This is a genomic window from Glycomyces tritici (assembly GCF_030403505.1).
Map to the genome: position 1 here is coordinate 304925 of NZ_JAUEMJ010000003.1, position 18372 is coordinate 323296.

The 18372-nt window shown below is 71.0% G+C and carries 12 protein-coding genes; 2 read left to right on the forward strand and 10 right to left on the reverse strand.

All coding sequences use genetic code 11. The features are described 5' to 3' along the window. Positions 1 to 214: 214 nt before the first annotated feature. The 4 genes from QWI33_RS11870 to QWI33_RS11885 all read right to left on the reverse strand — a co-directional run bounded on the left by QWI33_RS11870 (position 215) and on the right by QWI33_RS11885 (position 4828). A complete protein-coding gene (locus QWI33_RS11870; protein WP_289957357.1) occupies positions 215 to 1747 on the reverse strand; it encodes a glycosyltransferase in 1533 nt (510 codons plus the stop codon). 146 nt (positions 1748 to 1893) lie between these two features. Then, positions 1894 to 2748 carry a dTDP-4-dehydrorhamnose reductase gene (rfbD, locus tag QWI33_RS11875; protein ID WP_435367582.1) on the reverse strand — a complete coding sequence of 285 codons (855 nt, stop codon included), beginning with the start codon at positions 2746 to 2748 and terminating at the stop codon, positions 1894 to 1896. A gap of 29 nt (positions 2749 to 2777) precedes the next feature. Further along, positions 2778 to 3764 (reverse strand): dTDP-glucose 4,6-dehydratase, encoded by a 987-nt coding sequence (gene rfbB, locus QWI33_RS11880; RefSeq protein WP_289957359.1) that lies wholly within the window; start codon positions 3762 to 3764, stop codon positions 2778 to 2780. Next, complete coding sequence (locus tag QWI33_RS11885; protein ID WP_289957360.1) at positions 3761 to 4828, reverse strand: glucose-1-phosphate thymidylyltransferase; 1068 nt, start codon at positions 4826 to 4828, stop codon at positions 3761 to 3763. Before QWI33_RS11885 ends, rfbB begins: the two co-directional genes overlap by 4 nt. A 205-nt stretch (positions 4829 to 5033) precedes the next feature. Between QWI33_RS11885 and QWI33_RS11890 the strand changes: the two genes are divergently transcribed. Then, the gene (locus tag QWI33_RS11890) at positions 5034 to 6614 is read left to right on the forward strand and encodes a glycosyltransferase family 2 protein (protein ID WP_289957361.1); all 1581 of its coding nucleotides are present in this window, start codon (positions 5034 to 5036) and stop codon (positions 6612 to 6614) included. A 51-nt stretch (positions 6615 to 6665) separates the two neighbouring features. On the opposite strand, the gene QWI33_RS11895 is transcribed toward QWI33_RS11890, so the two are convergent. The 6 genes from QWI33_RS11895 to QWI33_RS11920 form a co-directional block, all read right to left on the reverse strand. Continuing rightward, positions 6666 to 8216 (reverse strand): glycosyltransferase family 2 protein, encoded by a 1551-nt coding sequence (locus tag QWI33_RS11895; RefSeq protein WP_289957362.1) that lies wholly within the window; start codon positions 8214 to 8216, stop codon positions 6666 to 6668. A 146-nt stretch (positions 8217 to 8362) separates the two neighbouring features. Continuing rightward, complete coding sequence (locus tag QWI33_RS11900) at positions 8363 to 9058, reverse strand: phosphocholine cytidylyltransferase family protein (protein ID WP_344471988.1); 696 nt, start codon at positions 9056 to 9058, stop codon at positions 8363 to 8365. 176 nt (positions 9059 to 9234) lie between these two features. Next, positions 9235 to 12018 carry a type I DNA topoisomerase gene (topA, locus tag QWI33_RS11905; protein ID WP_435367575.1) on the reverse strand — a complete coding sequence of 928 codons (2784 nt, stop codon included), beginning with the start codon at positions 12016 to 12018 and terminating at the stop codon, positions 9235 to 9237. A 219-nt stretch (positions 12019 to 12237) separates the two neighbouring features. Further along, the gene (locus QWI33_RS11910) at positions 12238 to 14562 is read right to left on the reverse strand and encodes a sodium-translocating pyrophosphatase (protein ID WP_289957365.1); all 2325 of its coding nucleotides are present in this window, start codon (positions 14560 to 14562) and stop codon (positions 12238 to 12240) included. 226 nt (positions 14563 to 14788) lie between these two features. Beyond that, the gene (locus tag QWI33_RS11915; RefSeq protein WP_289957366.1) at positions 14789 to 15307 is read right to left on the reverse strand and encodes an ATP-binding protein; all 519 of its coding nucleotides are present in this window, start codon (positions 15305 to 15307) and stop codon (positions 14789 to 14791) included. Continuing rightward, a complete protein-coding gene (locus tag QWI33_RS11920) occupies positions 15304 to 15663 on the reverse strand; it encodes an STAS domain-containing protein (protein WP_289957367.1) in 360 nt (119 codons plus the stop codon). Before QWI33_RS11920 ends, QWI33_RS11915 begins: the two co-directional genes overlap by 4 nt. A gap of 348 nt (positions 15664 to 16011) precedes the next feature. On the opposite strand from QWI33_RS11920, the gene QWI33_RS11925 reads away from it, so the two are divergent. Further along, entirely contained in the window at positions 16012 to 18366 is a 2355-nt protein-coding gene (locus tag QWI33_RS11925; RefSeq protein ID WP_289957368.1) for a DEAD/DEAH box helicase, read from the forward strand. Positions 18367 to 18372: the final 6 nt, after the last annotated feature.

Sequence of the window (18372 nt, forward strand, 5' to 3'; positions counted from 1 at the left end):
GGCCGATGACGGCCTTCCCGCGCGCGGTGGCGAGCTCGACCCGGCGCCGACCGAACCGGCGCCCCAGACCGCGGCCCGGGATCGAAAGGACCGCCCGCCCGTCCGATTCGGCGATGCGCGCGGCCCGCCACCGCCCGCCGACGGCGACCTTCACGTCGAGGCCGCCACCGGCCTGGGCGGGAAAACCCAGTCCGACGTCGATCGTAGAGCGGGACTAGGTCGCCGCGGGCACCGCCATCGGACGGGCCGCGACGGCCGCGCTGAGCGAACGCTGACGCTCGCCCACGTCCACGGCGAGCTGGCGGCCGCTGGTCCAGAACGGCTGCACCGCAACCGAATCCGCACCGACCAGAGCCGGCTCGGCAGCGGCGCCCGAAGGCTCGGCGCCCCCGGTGAGCCGCACGCGCCGCCCCAGGCCCAGCAGGTCGACACGGGCCCACACGTCGTAGACCCCGCGCTCGGCCGGGCCGCCGCCGATCACACTGCGCGGGTCGAAGCGGACCGCACCCGCGGCCGCGCCGCCGTCCGGCTCGACCGCCAGCCGCTCGGGCAGGAACCACCAGTCGTCCCGGTCCCGGTCCTTGGCGAGCAGGTCGCCCCGGAACCCCTGGCCAGGGTCATCGATCTCCCAGTCGCCGACACCGGGCACATCGGGCACCACCCAGACGCCGCCGCGGCGCTCCGGCCGCAGCGGACCGCCCTCGGGGCGGACGAGCGCGACCGCCGCGCGGGCGGTGAGCACACCGTCCTCCCAACGCGGCGCGTCCACCTCAGCGGTCATGGAGACACCGGGAGCCCAGCGCGCGAGCGCGGCGAGATCGTCCAGGCGCTCCTCCTCGAACAGCCGGGCCTTCAGCGCGTCCAGCGGCGCGAGGTGGGCCCGCAGTCCCGGCGGCAGGCAGTCGGCGGCGATCTTGCGGACCTCCGCGAACCGCTCCTGGACCGTCTCCCAAGGCACCTCGAGAATGTTGGCCCCGCTCACGAACTGCAGGATCTCGGTGCGGTAGAAGCGCACGAACAGCATCGGGTCGCCGACCGCCGCCACCGCCTCCAGCACCGTGCGCAGGTTCGGCAGGTACGTCTCCAGCTGCGCGCCCGCACGGCTGTTGTTGCCGCTGTCGCCGCGGCGCTGCCACCGGTAGTACACCTGGTCGGCGAGGACCGCGATCTTGTCCGTGGCGGCGCAGACGCGCGCGTTGAACAGCTGGTCCTCGAGGATCCACGGCCCCTCGGGGAACCGCAGGTCGTTGTTGAGCAGCAGGCGGCGCGAGTACAGCTTGTGCGGGTTCAGGCTGTACTCGAACACCTCTGAGCGGCCGCAGCGGGCGCGCGTCTCGCGGAAGAGCCCGCCGGGATTGGCGCCCGCGGGCACCATCGAGCCCGACTCCTTGCCGATCACGACGTCCGCGTCGCTCGCCACGGCGAACTCGTAGAGCCGCTCGAGGGCGTCGGGGGCCAGCAGGTCGTCCTGGTCGACGAAGTGGACGTACTCGCCGCGGGCCATCCGGACCGCGACGTTGCGCGGGCGCCCCGGCCATCCGGAGTTCTCCTGGGTGTGGACGCGCACGTGGTCGTGGGCGGCGGCGAGGCGCTGCAGCCGCTCCCAGCTGTCGTCGGTGGACCCGTCGTCGACGTAGAGGATCTCGTAGCCGTCGATGGTCTGCGCGAGCAGCGAGGGCGCGAACTCCTCGACCATCGGACCGGCGTTGTAGACCGGCACGATGACGCTGACTTTGATCTGACCCACTGTTCTCCTCGATTCGGGTCCTGGGGCGGGCGGCAGGGAGGCCCCGCGGACGCCGGCGTGCAACCCCCGCGAGGGCCCCGAAAAGGCCCGCGCCGCAGACGGAACGGCCCCGTGGCGGTGACCGGGCGCGGGCGCGCCCGGTCGGCTCAGCCCTCGGGCCGCTCGGCGGCCAGGAGGGCCGGGAAGGCCTCGGTCAGCGCCTCGTCCCAGCCGCGGATCGGCTCGATGCCCGCGTCTTTCCAGCGGTCGTGCCCGAGCACACTGTAAGAGGGCCGCGGCGCCGGGCGCGTGAACGCCGCGCTCGTGGTGGGCCGCACCCGCTCCGGGTCCGCGCCGAGCAGCTCGAAGATCCGCCGGGTCAGCCCGAACCAGGTGGTCTCGCCCGCGCTGGTGCCGTGGTAGACCCCGGCGGGGGCCGTCCCGGCGAGGGCGCCCTGCCCGAGCCGCACGAGGCGGTCGGCGAGGTCCCTGGTCCAGGTTGGCTGGCCGCGCTGGTCGTCGACGACGTCGAGCGTGTCCTTGACGCCTTCGAGCTTGATCATGGTGCGCACGAAGTTGCCGCCGCCGGCGCCGTAGAGCCACGCGGTGCGGACGACGTACCCGGTGTCGGGCAGCAGCTCCAGGACGGCTTCCTCACCGGCGAGCTTGGTGCGGCCGTAGGCGCTTCGCGGCGCGGTCGGGGCGTCCTCGGCGTAGGGCGCGGTCGCGTCCCCGGCGAAGACGTAGTCGGTGGAGACCTGGAGCAGCACGGCGCCGGTCTCGCGGCAGGCCTCGGCGAGGACGCGCGGACCAGTGCCGTTGACGGCGAGCGCGGCGGCCTCCTGCGTCTCGGCGTCGTCGACGGCGGTCCAGGCCGCGCAGTTGACCACGACGGCGGGGGCGTGCTCGGCGAGGGCGGCGCGGACCGACGCGGGGTCGGTGACGTCGAGTTCCTTGCGGGCCAGGACGACCGCGTCGTCCTGCTCGGCCGCGAGCCGGGCGAGGACGTCTTGGGCGAGCATGCCCGCGCCGCCGGTGATCAGCCAGGTGCTCACAGGGCCGCGCGCTCCTTCAGCGGTTCCCACCAGTCGCGGTTGTCGCGGTACCACTGCACGGTCTCGGCCAGGCCGGTCTTGAAGTCCTTCTTCGGCCGGTAGCCCAGCTCGGTGCTGATCTTGGTGCAGTCCACCGAGTAGCGGCGGTCGTGGCCCTTGCGGTCCTCGACGTACTCGACCGAGGTGTCCCAGTCGGCGCCGCAGGCGTCGAGCAGGAGCTCCGTGAGCTCCTTGTTGGAGAGCTCGGTGCCGCCGCCGATGTTGTAGACCTCGCCGGAGCGGCCCTTGGTGCGGACCAGTTCGATGCCCTGGACGTGGTCGTCGATGTGGAGCCAGTCGCGGACGTTGGCGCCGTCGCCGTACAGCGGGACCTTCTTGCCGTCCAGCAGGTTCGTGACGAACAGCGGGATGACCTTCTCGGGGAAGTGGTGGTGCCCGTAGTTGTTCGAGCAGCGGGTGACGCGCACGTCGAGCCCGTGGGTGCGCTGGTAGGACAGCGCGATGAGGTCCGAGGAGGCCTTCGCGGCCGAGTACGGCGAGTTCGGGGCGAGCGGGTCGGTCTCGGGCCAGGAGCCCTCGTCGATCGAGCCGTAGACCTCGTCGGTGGAGATGTGCACGAACACCTTGACGCCGGCGCGGTGGGCGGCGTCGATGAGCGTGTGGGTGCCGACCACGTTGGTGCGCACGAACTCGGCGCCCCCGTCGATCGAACGGTCCACATGGGACTCGGCGGCGAAGTGGACGACCTGGTCGTGGTCGGCCATGAGCTTGGCGACCAGCTCGGCGTCGCAGATGTCGCCCTGGACGAAGGCGAATCCGGGGTGCTCCCGGACCTCGTCGAGGTTGGCCGGGTTGCCGGCGTAGGTCAGCAGGTCGAGCACCGTGACCGCGACGTCCCCGGGGCCCTCGGGGCCGAGGAGCGTGCGGACGTAGTGCGAGCCGATGAACCCGGCCCCGCCGGTCACGAGGATCTTCGTGGTCATGAGGAAATCTGCACCTTGCTGTAGTCGCCGATGACGAGCCGGTGGGCCGCGGGCACGCGCGGCGCCGGCGTGATCTCGGCGTTCCGTCCGATGAGCGAGGCCTCGATGCGGCGGACGCCGACGATCGAGGACTCCTTGAGCAGGATCGAGTACTCCACTTCGGCGTCCTCGATCCGGCAGTCGTCCGAGATGGACGTGAAGGGGCCGACATAGGCGTCGGTGACGACCGAGCCGGCGCCGATGATCGCCGGGCCGACGATGCGGCTGCCGGTGACCTTCGCGGTCTTGTGGATCTGGACGCGGCCGATGATCTCGCTGGTCTCGTCGATCTCACCGTCGAGCGAGGGCTCGAGGGTCTCGAGCACGGTCCGGTTGACCTCCAGCATGTCGGTGACGTTGCCGGTGTCCTTCCAGTAGCCGTGGATCGTGGTGGAGCGGACGTCGCGCTTCTGCTCGATGAGCCACTGGATGGCGTGGGTGATCTCGAGCTCCCCGCGCCAGGAGGGCTCGATGGAGCGGACGGCCTCGTGGATCAGCGGGGTGAAGAGGTACACGCCGACGAGGGCGAGGTCGCTCTTGGGCTCCTTCGGCTTCTCCTCCAGGCCGACGACCTGGCCGGCGGCGTCGAGCTCGGCCACGCCGAACGAGCGCGGGTCGGAGACCTGCGTGAGGAGGATCTGCGCGTCGGGCTTCTCGGCGCGGAACTGGTCGACCAGGCCCGAGATGCCGCCGACGATGAAGTTGTCGCCCAGGTACATGACGAAGTCGTCGTCGCCGAGGAAGTCCTTGGCGATGAGGACGGCGTGGGCCAGGCCGAGCGGGGCGTCCTGCGGGATGTAGGTCACCTTGATGCCCAGCTCAGAGCCGTCGCCGACGGCCTCGCGGATCTCCGCGGCGGTGTCGCCGACGATGATGCCCACCTCGGTGATCCCGGCCTCCGCGATGGCCTCGAGGCCGTAGAACAGGACCGGCTTGTTGGCGACCGGGACCAGTTGCTTGGCGGAGGTGTGGGTGATCGGCCGCAGGCGCGTGCCGGCCCCACCGGAGAGTACGAGTGCCTTCATGTGACACACCCTAACAGTTCGCCTTTCGGCCACCCGAAATTGCACGTCAGGCAGTTGACAGGGCTCACGCAGGCAGCATCGAACCTGATCGATCTCTGAGTTTCGAGCAACTCCTGGCGTCCCGCTCGCGTCTATTCTGGAGATTCGCTTTGCGCGGATCACTCGACTATCGCCGGGAAATCAAATGGAATCACCACTGGTATCAGTGATCATCCCAGTCCACAACGCCATGCCCTACCTGCTGCAGTGCCTGCAGTCGGTGGTCGACCAGACCATCGGCACCGCCAAGCTGGAGGTGATCGCGGTCGACGACGGCTCGACCGACGGCAGCGGCGAAGCACTCGACGAGTTCGCCGCCGCGCACCCTGGCCTGGCGCGGATCGTCCACCAGGAGGCGTCGGGGACGCCGAGCGCCCCGCGCAACCTGGCGTTCGACATGGCCCGCGGCCGGTACGTGCAGGTGCTCGACGCCGACGACTACCTGGGGCCCGAGACGCTCAAGCGCTCAGTGGCCATGGCCGAGGCGAACGACTCCGACGTCGTCCTCCAGAAGATCGTGAGCGTCGGCGGGCGCACCGTCGCGGGCTCGATGTTCCACTACGACCAGCCGCGCGCCGACCTGTACTCCTCCCGCGTCTACTGGTCGCTCGGCGCCTGGAAGCTCTACCGGCGCGACCTGCTGGAGAAGCACCGCCTGCGGTTCCGCACCGACCGGCGCACCGGCGAGGACCGGCCCTTCGTGTTCCTCGCCTACTACCACGCCCGCAACATCTCCGTCATCGGCGACTACGACTGCTACTACATGGTGCAGCGCGACGACGGCGGGAATCTCACCACCGGCGGAATGCGCATTCCCGAAGGCCAGAAGTTCAACGGCGAGAGCCCGCTGGAGATGATGGCCCCCTTGGTGTGCGAGACCGTCGAGCCCGGCCCGAAGCAGGACTACCTGATGTCCCGGCACTGGGAGGTCGAGGGCGAGCGGGAGCTGGTCATCCTCCGCGGGCTGCGGTCGCGCGAGGAGCGGGAGGTGCGGCTGAAGATCTTCCAGGGGCTGCTCGAGCGCTACTACACCGAGGAGGCGGGGAAGGGGCTGCACGCCCACATCCGGCTCTGCTTCCACCTCGCGCGCCGCGGCGACCTGGACGAGGTGCTCGCCGCCCTCGACCTCGGCGAGGACGACGTGCCCCTGGTGGGACGCGACGGGCGGCTGTACGCGGTGCTCCCCGGGCACGAGGCCGAAGCCGGGATCGGCGACGGCCCCTGGGTCGAGATCGGCGGCGAGGTCGGGCTGAGCCACTGGCTCGACGGCGTCGAGACCGACGGCAAGACGCTCCGCCTGCGCGGCACCGGCTGGCCCCGGCCCCTCCCGGCCGACCGCGTCGAACTGCGGCTCGAACTGCGCCACCGCGAGCAGGGGGTCGTGCGGCCCGTGGACCTCGACCACGTCAACGGCCGGTTCACGACCGAGATCGACCTGCGGCGCGACCTCGGCCCGCTGGAGCAGGCCCTCGGCGTCTGGGACATCGACCTCGTCGCCTCGATCGGGGCGTTCGAGCGGCGCGCGCCGTTCGGCGCCTCGCTCGGCAAGCCCATGCGCGGCAACCCGTTCACCTGGGTCGTCCGGGCGCCGCGGCAGCGCCGCGCGCCGATCATGATCCGCCCCCACCGCGTCCTCGGCAGCGGCCAGCTCGCCGTGAGCGTGCGCCGGCCCCTGACGCTGCGGGCGGTGCGCGAGGAGGTGCGTCGCGCCAAGCGCCACCTCAAGCGCCAGCGCGGCAAGAAGTAGCGACACGGAAGCCGGGGTGCCTCAGGGCACCCCGGCTTCCGTGTCAGCGCACTACCGGTCGAGCATCCGCTTCAGGGTCCGCTTGGCGCGGCCGAGCACGCGCCGGTGCAGGGGGCGCTTCCTATTGGCGGCCTTGGGGCGCTGCACTGCCACGCCCAGCCCTGCGAGGGTCGCGATCTTCTCGGCGTCGTCGGTCGCGGGCCTGGCGTCCATCGTCCAACCGCCCATGCTCAACCGCACGATGAGCTCCCAGCGGCCTTCGGCGAGCGCGGTTCCGCCCACGGCCGCGGCGGGGTCGAGCACGGCGCGGCCGCGCGCGCGGATCCGGCACCGGTCCTCGCCGGTGGGGATCTCCTCGGGGCTGGGCTCGTACTCCTGGAAAAAGTCGGCGCCGCTCTCGGGGTCGCGCAGCACGAGGTCGGCCTTGACGTCCTTCAAGCGGACTTCGAGGTCCGCGCCGTTGGCGAGGAGGGCTTCGTCGGTCGCCGGTGCGATCGGCAGGACCGGGCGCGGCCCCTTGGCGCCGGGCGTGAACGCCATCGGCGTCGACTTGACCGCGAACTCGGCGCTGTACTCGACCGCGAGCCGCCCGTCGGTCCACTCCAGGGCGTCGAGCGTGGCCGTGGCGCGCATGTTGGCCTCCCACTGCGCCAGGGCCTCGAGGTCCCGCTGGTCGCCGACGCGGATGAGTCCGGCGACGACCTGCTGGATCGGTTTGAGGCCGGCGGCCACGCCGGGTCCGAAGCGGGCGGAGCAGCGGCGGATCGCCTCGAGGTAGGCGCCGCGCAGGTCGTCGGGCAGGTTGAGGTACCGGCGCTTGCGCAGGGGCTCGATCATCTCGACCCGCAACCAGCGGCGGTAGAGCTTGTTGCGCAGGCGCCCGGGCTCGGTGTACCGGTCGACCACGTCGAGGGACTTGGCGAGCTTGCCGAAGTAGTCGTCGGGGTCGATGTGCTGCTGGGAGATGTTGCCGGCGCCTTCGCGGCGCACGTGGTTGTAGCAGATGTAGTCGCTGAGGACGGCGACGCTGGAGGCGCGCAGGTAGACCTCGGTGACGAACAGGTGGTCCTCGAGGCGGTGCCGGCCTTCGGGGAAGCGGATGCCGTTGTCGACCAGGAGGGAGCGGCGGACCATCTTGTGGCAGGTGAGGCTGTCCATCAGCGGGGCGTTGTCGACGTCGCACTTGGGCCGGTTGACGCGGAACAGCTCCTTGGGGACGGCCCGTCCCCGGCCCGCCATCTTGCCGATGACCACGTCGGCGCCGTTGGCGACTCCGTAGTCGTACATCCGCTCGAGGGCCTCGTCGCCGAGGTAGTCGTCGTCGTCCACGAACATGATGAACTCGCCGCGGGCGGCGTCGATCCCGGTGTTGCGGGGCTTGCCGGGCCAGCCGGAGTTCTCCTGGTGGATCACTCGGATGTGGTCGTGGCGCGCGGCGAGGCCGTCGAGGAGGGCACCGGTGTCGTCGGTGGAGCCGTCGTCGACGAAGATCGCCTCGAACTCGGCGGACGGGAGGCTCTGGCGCAGCAGCGCGTCGACGTTCTCCCGCAGGTTCTCTCCGGTGTTGTACACCGGGACCACGACGCTGACCTTGACCGTCATCTGGCTGGTTCCTCACTCAGGTGCTGAAGGCGATGGTGGGCGGCGCCGCCGCCCTCGGGAGCCGGTGCCTGCCCGCTGCCCGACAGAGGGTAGACGCGAGGGGGCCCGCGGCGGGTTGCCCGACCGGCGCGTCATCGGGAGATTCCCTAGCGGAAGCGGCGGTTGGCCTCGGTGAGGTCCTCGGCGAAGTCGATCTCGATGACGTCGTGCGCGGAGATGTCGATGGCCTCGAAGTGGACGCCGTCCTTCTCGATGGCCAGCTCGATGCCGCGCTCGAAGTAGTCCTGGTCGCCGACCTCGGCGAGGCGCTTGGCGAGGATCGCCCGGTCGCCGGAGGAGACGTAGTTGACGCCGACGGCCTCGCCGAGCGCGCCGTCGCTGACCTCTTTGGACAGGCGGCGGATGTAGCCGTCGGGGCCGAGGGTGTACTTGATCTCCTCTTCGGCGACGGAGGCGGTGTTCACGGAGATGAAGGAGCGGTCCATCGCGATGTGGGGCAGCAGTGCGTCGAGGACCCGCGGGTCGAACACGACGTCGCCGTTGAGCCAGAGGACCCCGCCGGGGCCGAGGATCGTGAGGGCCTTGAGGAGGCTCTTGGAGGTGTTGGTGTCGCCGTAGGCCTGGTTGTAGATGAAGCCGACGTCGGGCACCTCCTCCATGATGACCTCTTTCTTGAAGCCGACCACGAGGTGGATCGAGTGGCGGCTGAAGCGGGAGGTGAGCAGCCGCAGCGACCGGCCGAGGATGGTCTCCCCGGAGGCCAGGGGCGTCAGCGGCTTCGGGTGCGGCTTCCCCAGGCGGGAGCCGACGCCGGCCGCCAGGATCACGATGTTCGTCGACACGGCGTCCTCATCCGTTGCAGTCACATTGGCCTCAAAGTTCACGAAACGCCGTCACGCTATCAGGGGCGGTCCGCTCGGCCCACTGTACGGGCCCGCCGTTCCAGGGCCGACCCGTGCGGCTCCGCCTCGTGACGTTCGACCACCGCGCCGAGCGGGGCCGACCGGGCGCGAGCCCCTCAGGACTCCTCAGTGGACGGCTTCGCGGCCTTCTTCGCCGCTGCCTTCACCGCGGTCTTCTTCGCGGTCGTCTTCTTGGCGGCGGTCTTCTTGGCCGCGGACTTCGCGGCGGTCTTCTTCACCGCTTTCTTCGCCGTGGTCTTCTTGGCGGCCTTCTTCGCCGTCTTCTTGGCGGGCACGGCGCCCGAGGACACCTTCTCGCGGCGCTCGGCGAGCAGCTCGGCGGCGCGGTCGATGGTGAGGTCCTCGATCGAGTCGGTCTTGCGGATCGACGCGTTCGTCTCGCCGTCGGTCACGTACGGGCCGAACCGGCCGTCCTTGAGCGTGACCTCCTTGCCCGTCACGGGGTCGGGGCCGAGCTCCTTGAGGAGGGTCTGGGCGCGCTGCTGGCGCCCGCGGGTCTTGGGCTGCGCGAGCAGCTTCTCCGCCTCGTCCAGCGTGAGCGTGAACAGCTGCTCCTCGTTCTCGAGCGAGCGGAAGTCGCGGTTCTTCTTCACGTAGGGGCCGTGCGGGCCCAGGCCGGTGCGGATCTCCTCGCCCTCGGCGTCCTTGCCGACCAGGCGCGGCAGCGTCAGGAGCTTCACCGCCTCGTCGAGGGTGATCTCCGAGAGCTTCTGCCCGGTGAGCAGCGACGAGGACTTCTCACCGCTGGTCACGTACGGACCGTACCGGCCGGTCTTGGCGAGCACCGGCTCCCCGGTCTCGGGGTGCGTGCCCAGCTCGCCCTCGTTCTCGGCCAGCTCGAACAGCTCCTGGCCCTTCTCAGGGGTCAGCTCGTCGGGCGCCATCGACTCCGGGATCGAGGGGCGCTTGCCCGGCTCGGCCCCTTCGTCCGGCGCGGTGCTCGTGCGCTCGAGGTAGGGCCCGTACCGGCCGACGCGGGCGACGACCTTGCGCCCCTGGTCGTCGGTGTACAGGGGGATCGAGTTGACCTCGCGGGCGTCGATCTTCGCGAGCTCCTCCTCGATCATGTGCCGCAGGCCGCCCGAGGCGGCGACGGTGCCCTCTTTGTCCTTGCCGCCGAAGTAGAACTTGCGGAGGAACTCCTCGCGCGACTCGTGCCCGGCGGCGACCTCGTCGAGCTCGTTCTCCATGCCCGCGGTGAAGTCGTAGTCGACCAGGCGCGGGAAGTGCCGCTCCATGAGGCCGATGACGGCGAACGCGCGGAAGGCCGGCACGAGCGCCTGGCCCTTCTTGAACACGTACTCGCGGTCCTGGATGGTCTGCATGATCGACGCGTACGTCGAAGGCCGCCCGATCCCCCGCTCCTCCAGGGCCTTCACCAGGCTCGCCTCGGTGTAGCGCGCCGGCGGCTGCGTGGTGTGCCCGGCGGCCTCGAGGCCGCGCTCGGAGAGGTGCTGGCGCTCGGTCAGCTCGGGCAGGCGCTTCTCGGCGTCGTCCGCGTCGCCGTCCTCGATGGACTCGACGTAGGCGAGCAGGAAGCCCGGGTTCGTGATGGTCTTGCCCGAGGCCCCGAAATCGGCCTCTTCGCCGTCGGCCGTGGTGGCGCGGGTGCGCACCGAAGTGGAGTTCCCGGTGGCGTCGACCATCTGGGACGCGAGCGTGCGCCGCCAGATCAGCTCGTACAGCCGGTACTCCTCGGCCGAGAGCTGTCCCTTGAGCTGGTTCGGGGTCTTGAAGCGGTCGCCCGAGGGCCTGATGGCCTCGTGCGCCTCCTGCGCGTTCTTCACCTTCCGGGCGTACCGGCGCGGCTCGGACGGCACGTACTGGGCGCCGTAGAGCTCGGCGGCCTGGGCGCGCGCGGCGTTGATCGCGGTGTTCGACAGGTTCGTCGAGTCGGTCCGCATATAGGTGATGTGGCCGTTCTCGTAGAGCCGCTGGGCGACCCGCATGACCTGCGCGCTCGAGAGGCGGAGCTTGCGCCCGGCCTCCTGCTGCAGCGTCGAGGTGATGAACGGCGCGTACGGCTTGCGCCGGTACGGCTTCTTCTCCACTTTCAGGACGGTGAAGTCGCGGCCCTCGAGCCTGCTGGCGAGCCCGCGGGCGCCGGCCTCGTCGAGGTGGACGACGTTGCCCTTGACGCGCCCGGTGGCCGGGTCGAAGTCCTTGCCGGTGGCGACCCGGTCGCCTTCGAGGGCGATCAGCGTGGCCTTGAAGCGCTCGTCGTCGTCGGTGGCCAGGTTGGCCGAGACGTCCCAGTAGTCGGCGGTGCGGAACGCCATGCGGGCCCGCTCGCGCTCGACGACCAGCCGCGTCGCGACGGACTGGACGCGCCCGGCGGACAGGCGCGGCATGACCTTCTTCCACAGGACCGGGCTGACCTCGTAGCCGTAGAGCCGGTCGAGGATGCGCCGCCCCTCCTGGGCGTCGACGAGGTCCTGGTTGAGCTCGCGCGGGTTCGCGGCGGCCTCGGCGATGGCCTGCGGCGTGATCTCGTGGAAGACCATCCGCTTGACCGGGACCTTCGGCTTCAGGGTCTCGAGCAGGTGCCAGGCGATGGCCTCCCCCTCGCGGTCCTCATCGGTGGCGAGGAAGAGTTCGTCGACCTCCGCGAGATACGCCTTCAGCTTCTTCACGTGCGCGGACCGGTCCGGGTTCACGATGTACAGCGGCGCGAAGTCGTTGTCGACGTCCACACCCAACCGCGACCAGGCCTTGTCCTTGTATTTCGCCGGGATCTCCTTCGCGCTGCGCGGAAGGTCCCGGATGTGCCCGAGCGAGGAGTCGACGATGTAGCCGGGGCCGAGATAGGAGGCGATCGTCTTGGCCTTCGCCGGGGACTCCACGATGACAAGGCGCTTGATGTCCGCCACTGCTCCCACCGTTCACTCGGAAAATGCACTCGATTCGCTACGGTAGCTCACGCTTCCGTATTGCGTCCCCTGAGTATGGGTGTGCCCCGATCTCATCGACCGGGGCACACGCTGAGAATTCCCAGATTAGCGATGCTCATCTACGGCTCGCGAGCTTCGCCGAGGCCGCTCATTTACGGCTCGCGAGCTTCGCCGAGGCTGCTTGCGAGCTGACAATGAGCTCAGCAGTTAGCCGACTTTGACCGACTCACGCTGCTCCGGGGCGTGGGCTTCCCCCGCCTCCACCACCGCGGAACGGCGCTTGGAGATGAGGATCGCGCCGACCAGGACCGCGACGGCGATGCCGGTGATGATCCAGCGGACGGGCCCGTCGGCGTGCTCCCCGACGCCGTCGACCGTGTAGACCACCACGACCGGGGCGATGATGAGGCTCACCAGGTTCATGACCTTGAGGAGCGGGTTGATGGCCGGGCCGGCGGTGTCCTTGAACGGGTCGCCGACCGTGTCGCCGATGACCGCCGCGGCGTGGGCCTCGGAGCCCTTGCCGCCGTGCGCGCCGTCCTCGACGTCCTTCTTCGCGTTGTCCCACGCGCCGCCCGAGTTCGCGAGCATGACGGCCATGAGGACGCCCGTGGCGATCGCGCCCGCGAGGTACGCGGCGAGCGGGCCGACGCCGAGGCCGAAGCCGACGGCGATGGGCGCGGTGATGGCCAGGAGGCCCGGGGTGACCAGCTCGCGCTGGGCGTCGCGGGTGCAGATGTCGACGACGCGGCCGTACTCGGGCCGCTGCGTGCCCTCCATGATCCCGGGGAAGCGCGCGAACTGGTCGCGGACCTCGTTGACGACGGACCCGGCGGAGCGGGCGACGGCGTTGATGGCGAGGCCGGAGAAGAGGAACACGACGGAGGCGCCGACGATGAAGCCCACGATGTTCGCCGGGTCGGCGATGTTGAGCGCGCCCAGGAGGGCCTCGCCCATGAGGCCTTCGGAGGCCACCGCGTCGGTGTAGGAGCCGAACAGGGCGGTCGCGGCCAGGACGGCGGTCGCGATCGCGATGCCCTTGGTGATGGCCTTGGTGGTGTTGCCGACCGCGTCGAGATCGGTCAGGGTGCGGGCGGCGTCCCCTTCGACGTCGCCGGACATCTCGGCGATGCCCTGGGCGTTGTCGCTGATGGGCCCGAAGGTGTCCATGGCGACGATGACGCCGACGGTGGTGAGCAGGCCGCAGCCGGCGAGCGCGACCGCGAAGAGGCTGACGAGGATCTCGCCGCCGCCGAGCAGGTACGCGCCGAGGACGGCGGCCGCGATGCACAGCGCGGTGTAGACGGCCGACTCCAGGCCGAGCGAGAAGCCCGACAGGATGTTGGTGGCCGCGCCGGTGCGCGTCGAGGCCGAGACGGCCCTGGTGGGCTTGTAGCGGGTGTCGGTGTAGTAGCCGGTGAGCGCCATGATGACGGCGGCCAGCGCGATGCCGATGACGACCGCGACGATGGCGAAGACCTGCGGGTTCACCGGCACGTCGATGAAGTCCACCGTGGTGTTCAGGTCGGCCCAGTCGGCGGGCACGTACCAGAGCACCGCGCCGACGGTGAGCAGCGCGGAGATGATCGCCGAAAGGTAGAACGCCCGGTTGATGGCGGTGAGGCCGGAGGCGTCGGAGGCCCGCATGCGGGTGATGACGACGCCGATGATGGCGCAGAGGATGCCGACCGAGGCGACGAGCAGCGGCAGGATCAGGCCGGTCTCGCCGAAGGCGGCGCGGCCGAGGATGAGGCTCGCGACGAGGACGACGGCGTAGGACTCGAAGAGGTCGGCGGCCATGCCGGCGCAGTCGCCGACGTTGTCGCCCACGTTGTCGGCGATGGTCGCCGGGTTGCGGGGGTCGTCTTCGGGGATGCCCTGCTCGACCTTGCCGACGAGGTCGGCGCCGACGTCGGCGGCCTTGGTGAAGATGCCGCCGCCGACGCGCATGAACATGGCCAGGAGCGCGGCGCCGAAGCCGAAGCCCTCCAGGACCACGGGCGCGTCGCCGTTGTAGACGAAGACGACGACCGAGGCGCCGAGGAGGCCGAGGCCCACGGTGAGGAACCCGACCACGCCGCCGGTGCGGAAGGCCAGGTGCATCGCGGTGGTGGGCTCGCCGTCGCGGGCGGCCGCGGCCACGCGCACGTTCGCGCGGGTGGCCATGTTCATGCCGGCCCAGCCGATGAACGAGCTGAACAGCGCGCCGACGATGAAGAACACGCTGCGTCCGACGCGGACGTCCGTGCCTCCTTCGGCGGGGAGCAGGAACAGCAGGACCACGGCGATGACGACGAAGATCCCGAGCGCGCGGAACTGGCGGCGCAGGTAGGCCGAGGCGCCCTCTTGGACGGCCCCGGAGATCTCGCGCATCTTGTCAGTGCCGGTGCCTGCCGCGAGGATGCTCTTGACGAGCGCGGCGGCACCGCCGAGGGCCACCAGCGCGAGCGCGGCGGCGACCACGACGAGGCTCAGGTTCGAGCCCGTGAGCTGACCTACGCCCTCGTCGCCGTTGGCGAGCAACGTATGCATGTAGTTCCTCCATATGCTGTGCGGATCCATGGCTCGCAAGCTTCGCCATGCGGTCCGCGGGGCACCGCGGACCGGTATCGCGATCACGTCGGGGGCCGCGTGACGGGTTGGACGGCGCGGCCGTGGCCGGGCCTGCGGCCCGGCCAGACTTAACGTGCGGAGTGTAACGATGTGAGGGCTTTGCGAGTGGGGATGGTCACGCTGTCCTGACGGGGTGGCCAATGCCTCAGTGATCGGTCGCGGAACCGGATCCGGGGAGGGGCCAGGACATGCTGACGGTGGTCCCGCCGTTCGCGTCGGGACCGGTCACGACCAGGTCTTCGACCAGTCCGCTGAGGACGATGAGGGTGATCTCCTCGGAGAGGGTGTCCTCTTCCATGGTGTCGCTGTCGCCCACGCGGGGTTCGCCGCCGCCGATGCCGGCGCCGATCCGGCCGCTTGAGCGTGCGCGCAGATCTTGCGCATTGTCGGTGATTTTCGCAACAAAACGATCACCGATCGAAAATTCCACGCGCACGAGGTCGTCCATGCCGCGGTCGCGGTGGCGCAGGACCGCGCGCGTGCACGCCTCGCCGACCGCTTGGCGCACCTCGTCGAGGAGGCCGGTGGCGACGCCCGCGTGCGCGGCCACGTCGGCGGCCACGAGCCGGGCGGCGCGGACGTAGGCGGCGGCGGGGGTGAACGCGAACCGGACGGTCACCGGCTCGGCGCGTCCCCCGGTGCGGTCGTGCTTGGAGCCGTTCACTCGCCGGGCACCGCTTCCCGGACATCGAGCACCTTGTCGAGGCCGGTGAGGTCCAGGAGCTTCCGGATGCGCGGGTTGGCGCACACGACGACGAGGCTGCCGCCGGAGTCGGAGAGGCGGCGGCGGGCGCCGATGAGCACGCCCAGTCCGGTCGAGTCGCAGAACTCGGTGGGCGTCAGGTCGATCGCGACGCGCATGCGGCCCTCGGAGGAGAGTTGGCGGACGGCCTCGCGCAGTTGCGGCGCGGTGTACATGTCGATCTCGCCGGTCACGCTGATGACCGCGTAGTCGCCGACCTCGGAGAGGCTGAGCCCCAGTTCGGGCTCGGCCGCGCCGTCGCCTGATGTTCCCCTCACGCCGTCTCTCCCCTCGTTCGTGCTGTCGGCCGACCGGATGCCCCGCCGAACCGCCCGAGACCGCCGGACGACCGCTCGCAGGCCTCGTCGGACCGGTGCGGGCCGCCGACCTGCGCCGCGGGCACGGCATGCGACGCGCGGACGGGTCCGCACGGGTGCAGCCGTGCCCGGTGAGCACTGTGTCTTGGCCCATAAGCGTACTGCGTTCCCAGTGGAGTGGAGCCGGGAGCGTATGACCGAAATGCGGGCGCGCTCCTTCACCCGAGTCGGCGGTGGCGATCGGCGGCCCGCAGGCGCCGCCGATCGGTGCCGCTGGGTGGTGTCGGTGGGCTGCGGCATCATTGGACGGTGTCCGTCGACCAGCTCATCGCCGCCCTCGATCCGGAGTTCGCGCGCGTGCCCGGCCCGCAGGCCCCGCCGGGCGGCGGCCTGCGCCACCTGCGCCGCCTGCCGCCGCGCGCGTCGGTGCGCACCGAGTGGCCGGAGTGGGTGCCTGACGCGGTCCGGGACGCCTTGGGCGCCACGGGGATCACGCGCCCGTGGCCGCATCAGGCCGAGGCCGCCACGCACGCCTTCGAGGGCCGGGACGTCGTCGTCTCGACCGGCACCGCCTCGGGCAAGAGCCTCGCGTACCTGCTCCCCCTCCTGACCGAGGCGGCATCGGAAGGCGAGGGCCGCACGCTCTACCTCGCCCCGACGAAGGCCCTGGCCGCCGACCAGGCGCGGGCCGTGGGCGAGTTCGAGCTCCCCGGCCTCATCCCGGCGATCGTCGACGGGGACACGCCGTTCGAGCACCGCCAGTGGGCGCAGCGGTTCGCGAACCTGATCCTCTCGAACCCGGACCTGCTCCACCACTCGCTGCTCCCCCGCCACCGCATGTGGCGCTCGCTGCTCAAGAACCTCAAGTACGTCGTGGTCGACGAATGCCACGTCTACCGGGGCGTCTTCGGCGCGCATGTGGCGCTCACACTGCGCCGGCTCCTGCGCCTCGCCGAGCACTACGGGGCGAGCCCGACGGTGATCGCGGCCAGCGCGACCGCGGCGGACCCGGCCGCGTCCCTCTCGGTCCTCACCGGGCGCCCGGCGGTGGCGGTGACGCAGGACTTCTCGCCGCACCCGGGGGCGACGGTGGCGCTGTGGGAGCCGGTGACGTACGAGTTCGACGGCGAGCCGCAGCAGGCGTCGACGCTGAGCGAGACGGCGCGGATGCTGGCGCTGCTGACGCGCCGGGGGGTGCGCACGCTGGCGTTCGTGCCGTCGCGCCGCGGTGCGGAGATCGTTGCGGCTGAGGCGAAGTCGCGACTGGGGGCGGACCCGGCGGCGGACCGCATCGCCGCGTACCGGGCCGGCTACCTGCGGGAGCACCGCCGGGAGCTCGAATCCGACCTGCGGGACGGGAGGCTGCTGGGCGTGGCGACGACGAACGCGCTGGAGCTGGGCATCGACGTGACGGGCCTGGACGCGGTGCTGCTGTGCGGGTATCCCGGGCGGCTGGCGAGCTTCTGGCAGCAGATCGGCAGGGCGGGCCGGGGCGACACGGAGGCGCTCGCGGTGATGCTCGCGAAGGACGATCCGCTGGACACGTTCCTGGTGCACCACCCGGAGGCGATCTTCGACCGGCCGGTGGAGGCGAGCGTCTGCGACCCGTCCAACCCGTACGTCCTGGCGGGGCACCTGTGCCTGGCCGCTGAGGAACTGCCGCTGAAGGACGCGGACCTGGACGCGATTCCGGGCAGCCGCGAGGTGGCCGAGCAGTTGTGCGAGCAGAAGCTGCTGCGCCGCCGCCCGGGCGGCCGGTACTACTGGATCGGCTCGGAGCGGCCGGAGGTGACGCTGCGCGGTTCGGGCCCGATGGGCGTGGACATCGCGGAGACGAGCACGGGCAGGCTGATCGGCACGATCGACGCGGCGGCCTCGCACCGCCTGGTGCACAACGGGGCGCTGTACCTGCACCAGGGCGAGTCGTTCATTGTGGACGATCTGAATCTGGAGGACGGCCTGGCCCTGGTCCACGCCGCGAAGCCGCCGTGGATGACGACCGCGCAGGAGATCACGCACCTGGAGGTCCTGTCGGAGCGCGAGCGGCTGGAGATGGGCGACGTCACCCTCTGCCTCGGGGAGGTGGAGGTGACGTCGAACGTGATCTCCTACCAGCGCCGCAGGCTCCCCTCGGGCGAGGTGATCGACACGCAGCCGCTCGACCTGCCGCCGCAGACGCTGCGCACCGTGGCGGTGTGGTGGACGGTGGAGCCCGAAGCGCTGGAGGGCATCCCGGACCTGGCGGGGTCGCTGCACGCGGCCGAGCACGCCTCGATCGGCCTGCTCCCGCTGATCGCCACGTGCGACCGGTGGGACATCGGCGGGCTGTCGACGCCGGCGCACATGGACACGGAGCTGCCGACGGTGTTCGTCTACGACGGCCACCCGGGCGGTGCGGGCTTCGCGGAGCAGGCGTTCCGGAAGTGGACGGACTGGCTGGGCGCCACGAAGGGGGCGATCGCGAGCTGCGAGTGCCGCTACGGGTGCCCGAGCTGCATCCAGAGCCCCAAGTGCGGCAACGGCAACGAGCCGCTGCACAAGCAGGGCTCGATCGCGGTCCTGGAGCTGCTGCTCAAGGCGGGCGAGGGCCCGGTCAGGTCCACGGTCCACGCGCAGCAGGCGGCCGCGGGCCCGGAGGACGACCTCTGGCCCGGCGACTTCTGACCGGCG

What these genes read in the sequence shown, in the direction of transcription:
- rfbD (WP_435367582.1), bottom strand. Translation starts at nt 2,748, where the DNA reads ATGCTCGCCCAAGACGTCCTCGCCCGGCTCGCGGCCGAGCAGGACGAC.
- rfbB (WP_289957359.1), bottom strand. Translation starts at nt 3,764, where the DNA reads ATGACCACGAAGATCCTCGTGACCGGCGGGGCCGGGTTCATCGGCTCG.
- QWI33_RS11885 (WP_289957360.1), bottom strand. Translation starts at nt 4,828, where the DNA reads ATGAAGGCACTCGTACTCTCCGGTGGGGCCGGCACGCGCCTGCGGCCG.
- QWI33_RS11895 (WP_289957362.1), bottom strand. Translation starts at nt 8,216, where the DNA reads ATGACGGTCAAGGTCAGCGTCGTGGTCCCGGTGTACAACACCGGAGAG.
- QWI33_RS11910 (WP_289957365.1), bottom strand. Translation starts at nt 14,562, where the DNA reads ATGCATACGTTGCTCGCCAACGGCGACGAGGGCGTAGGTCAGCTCACG.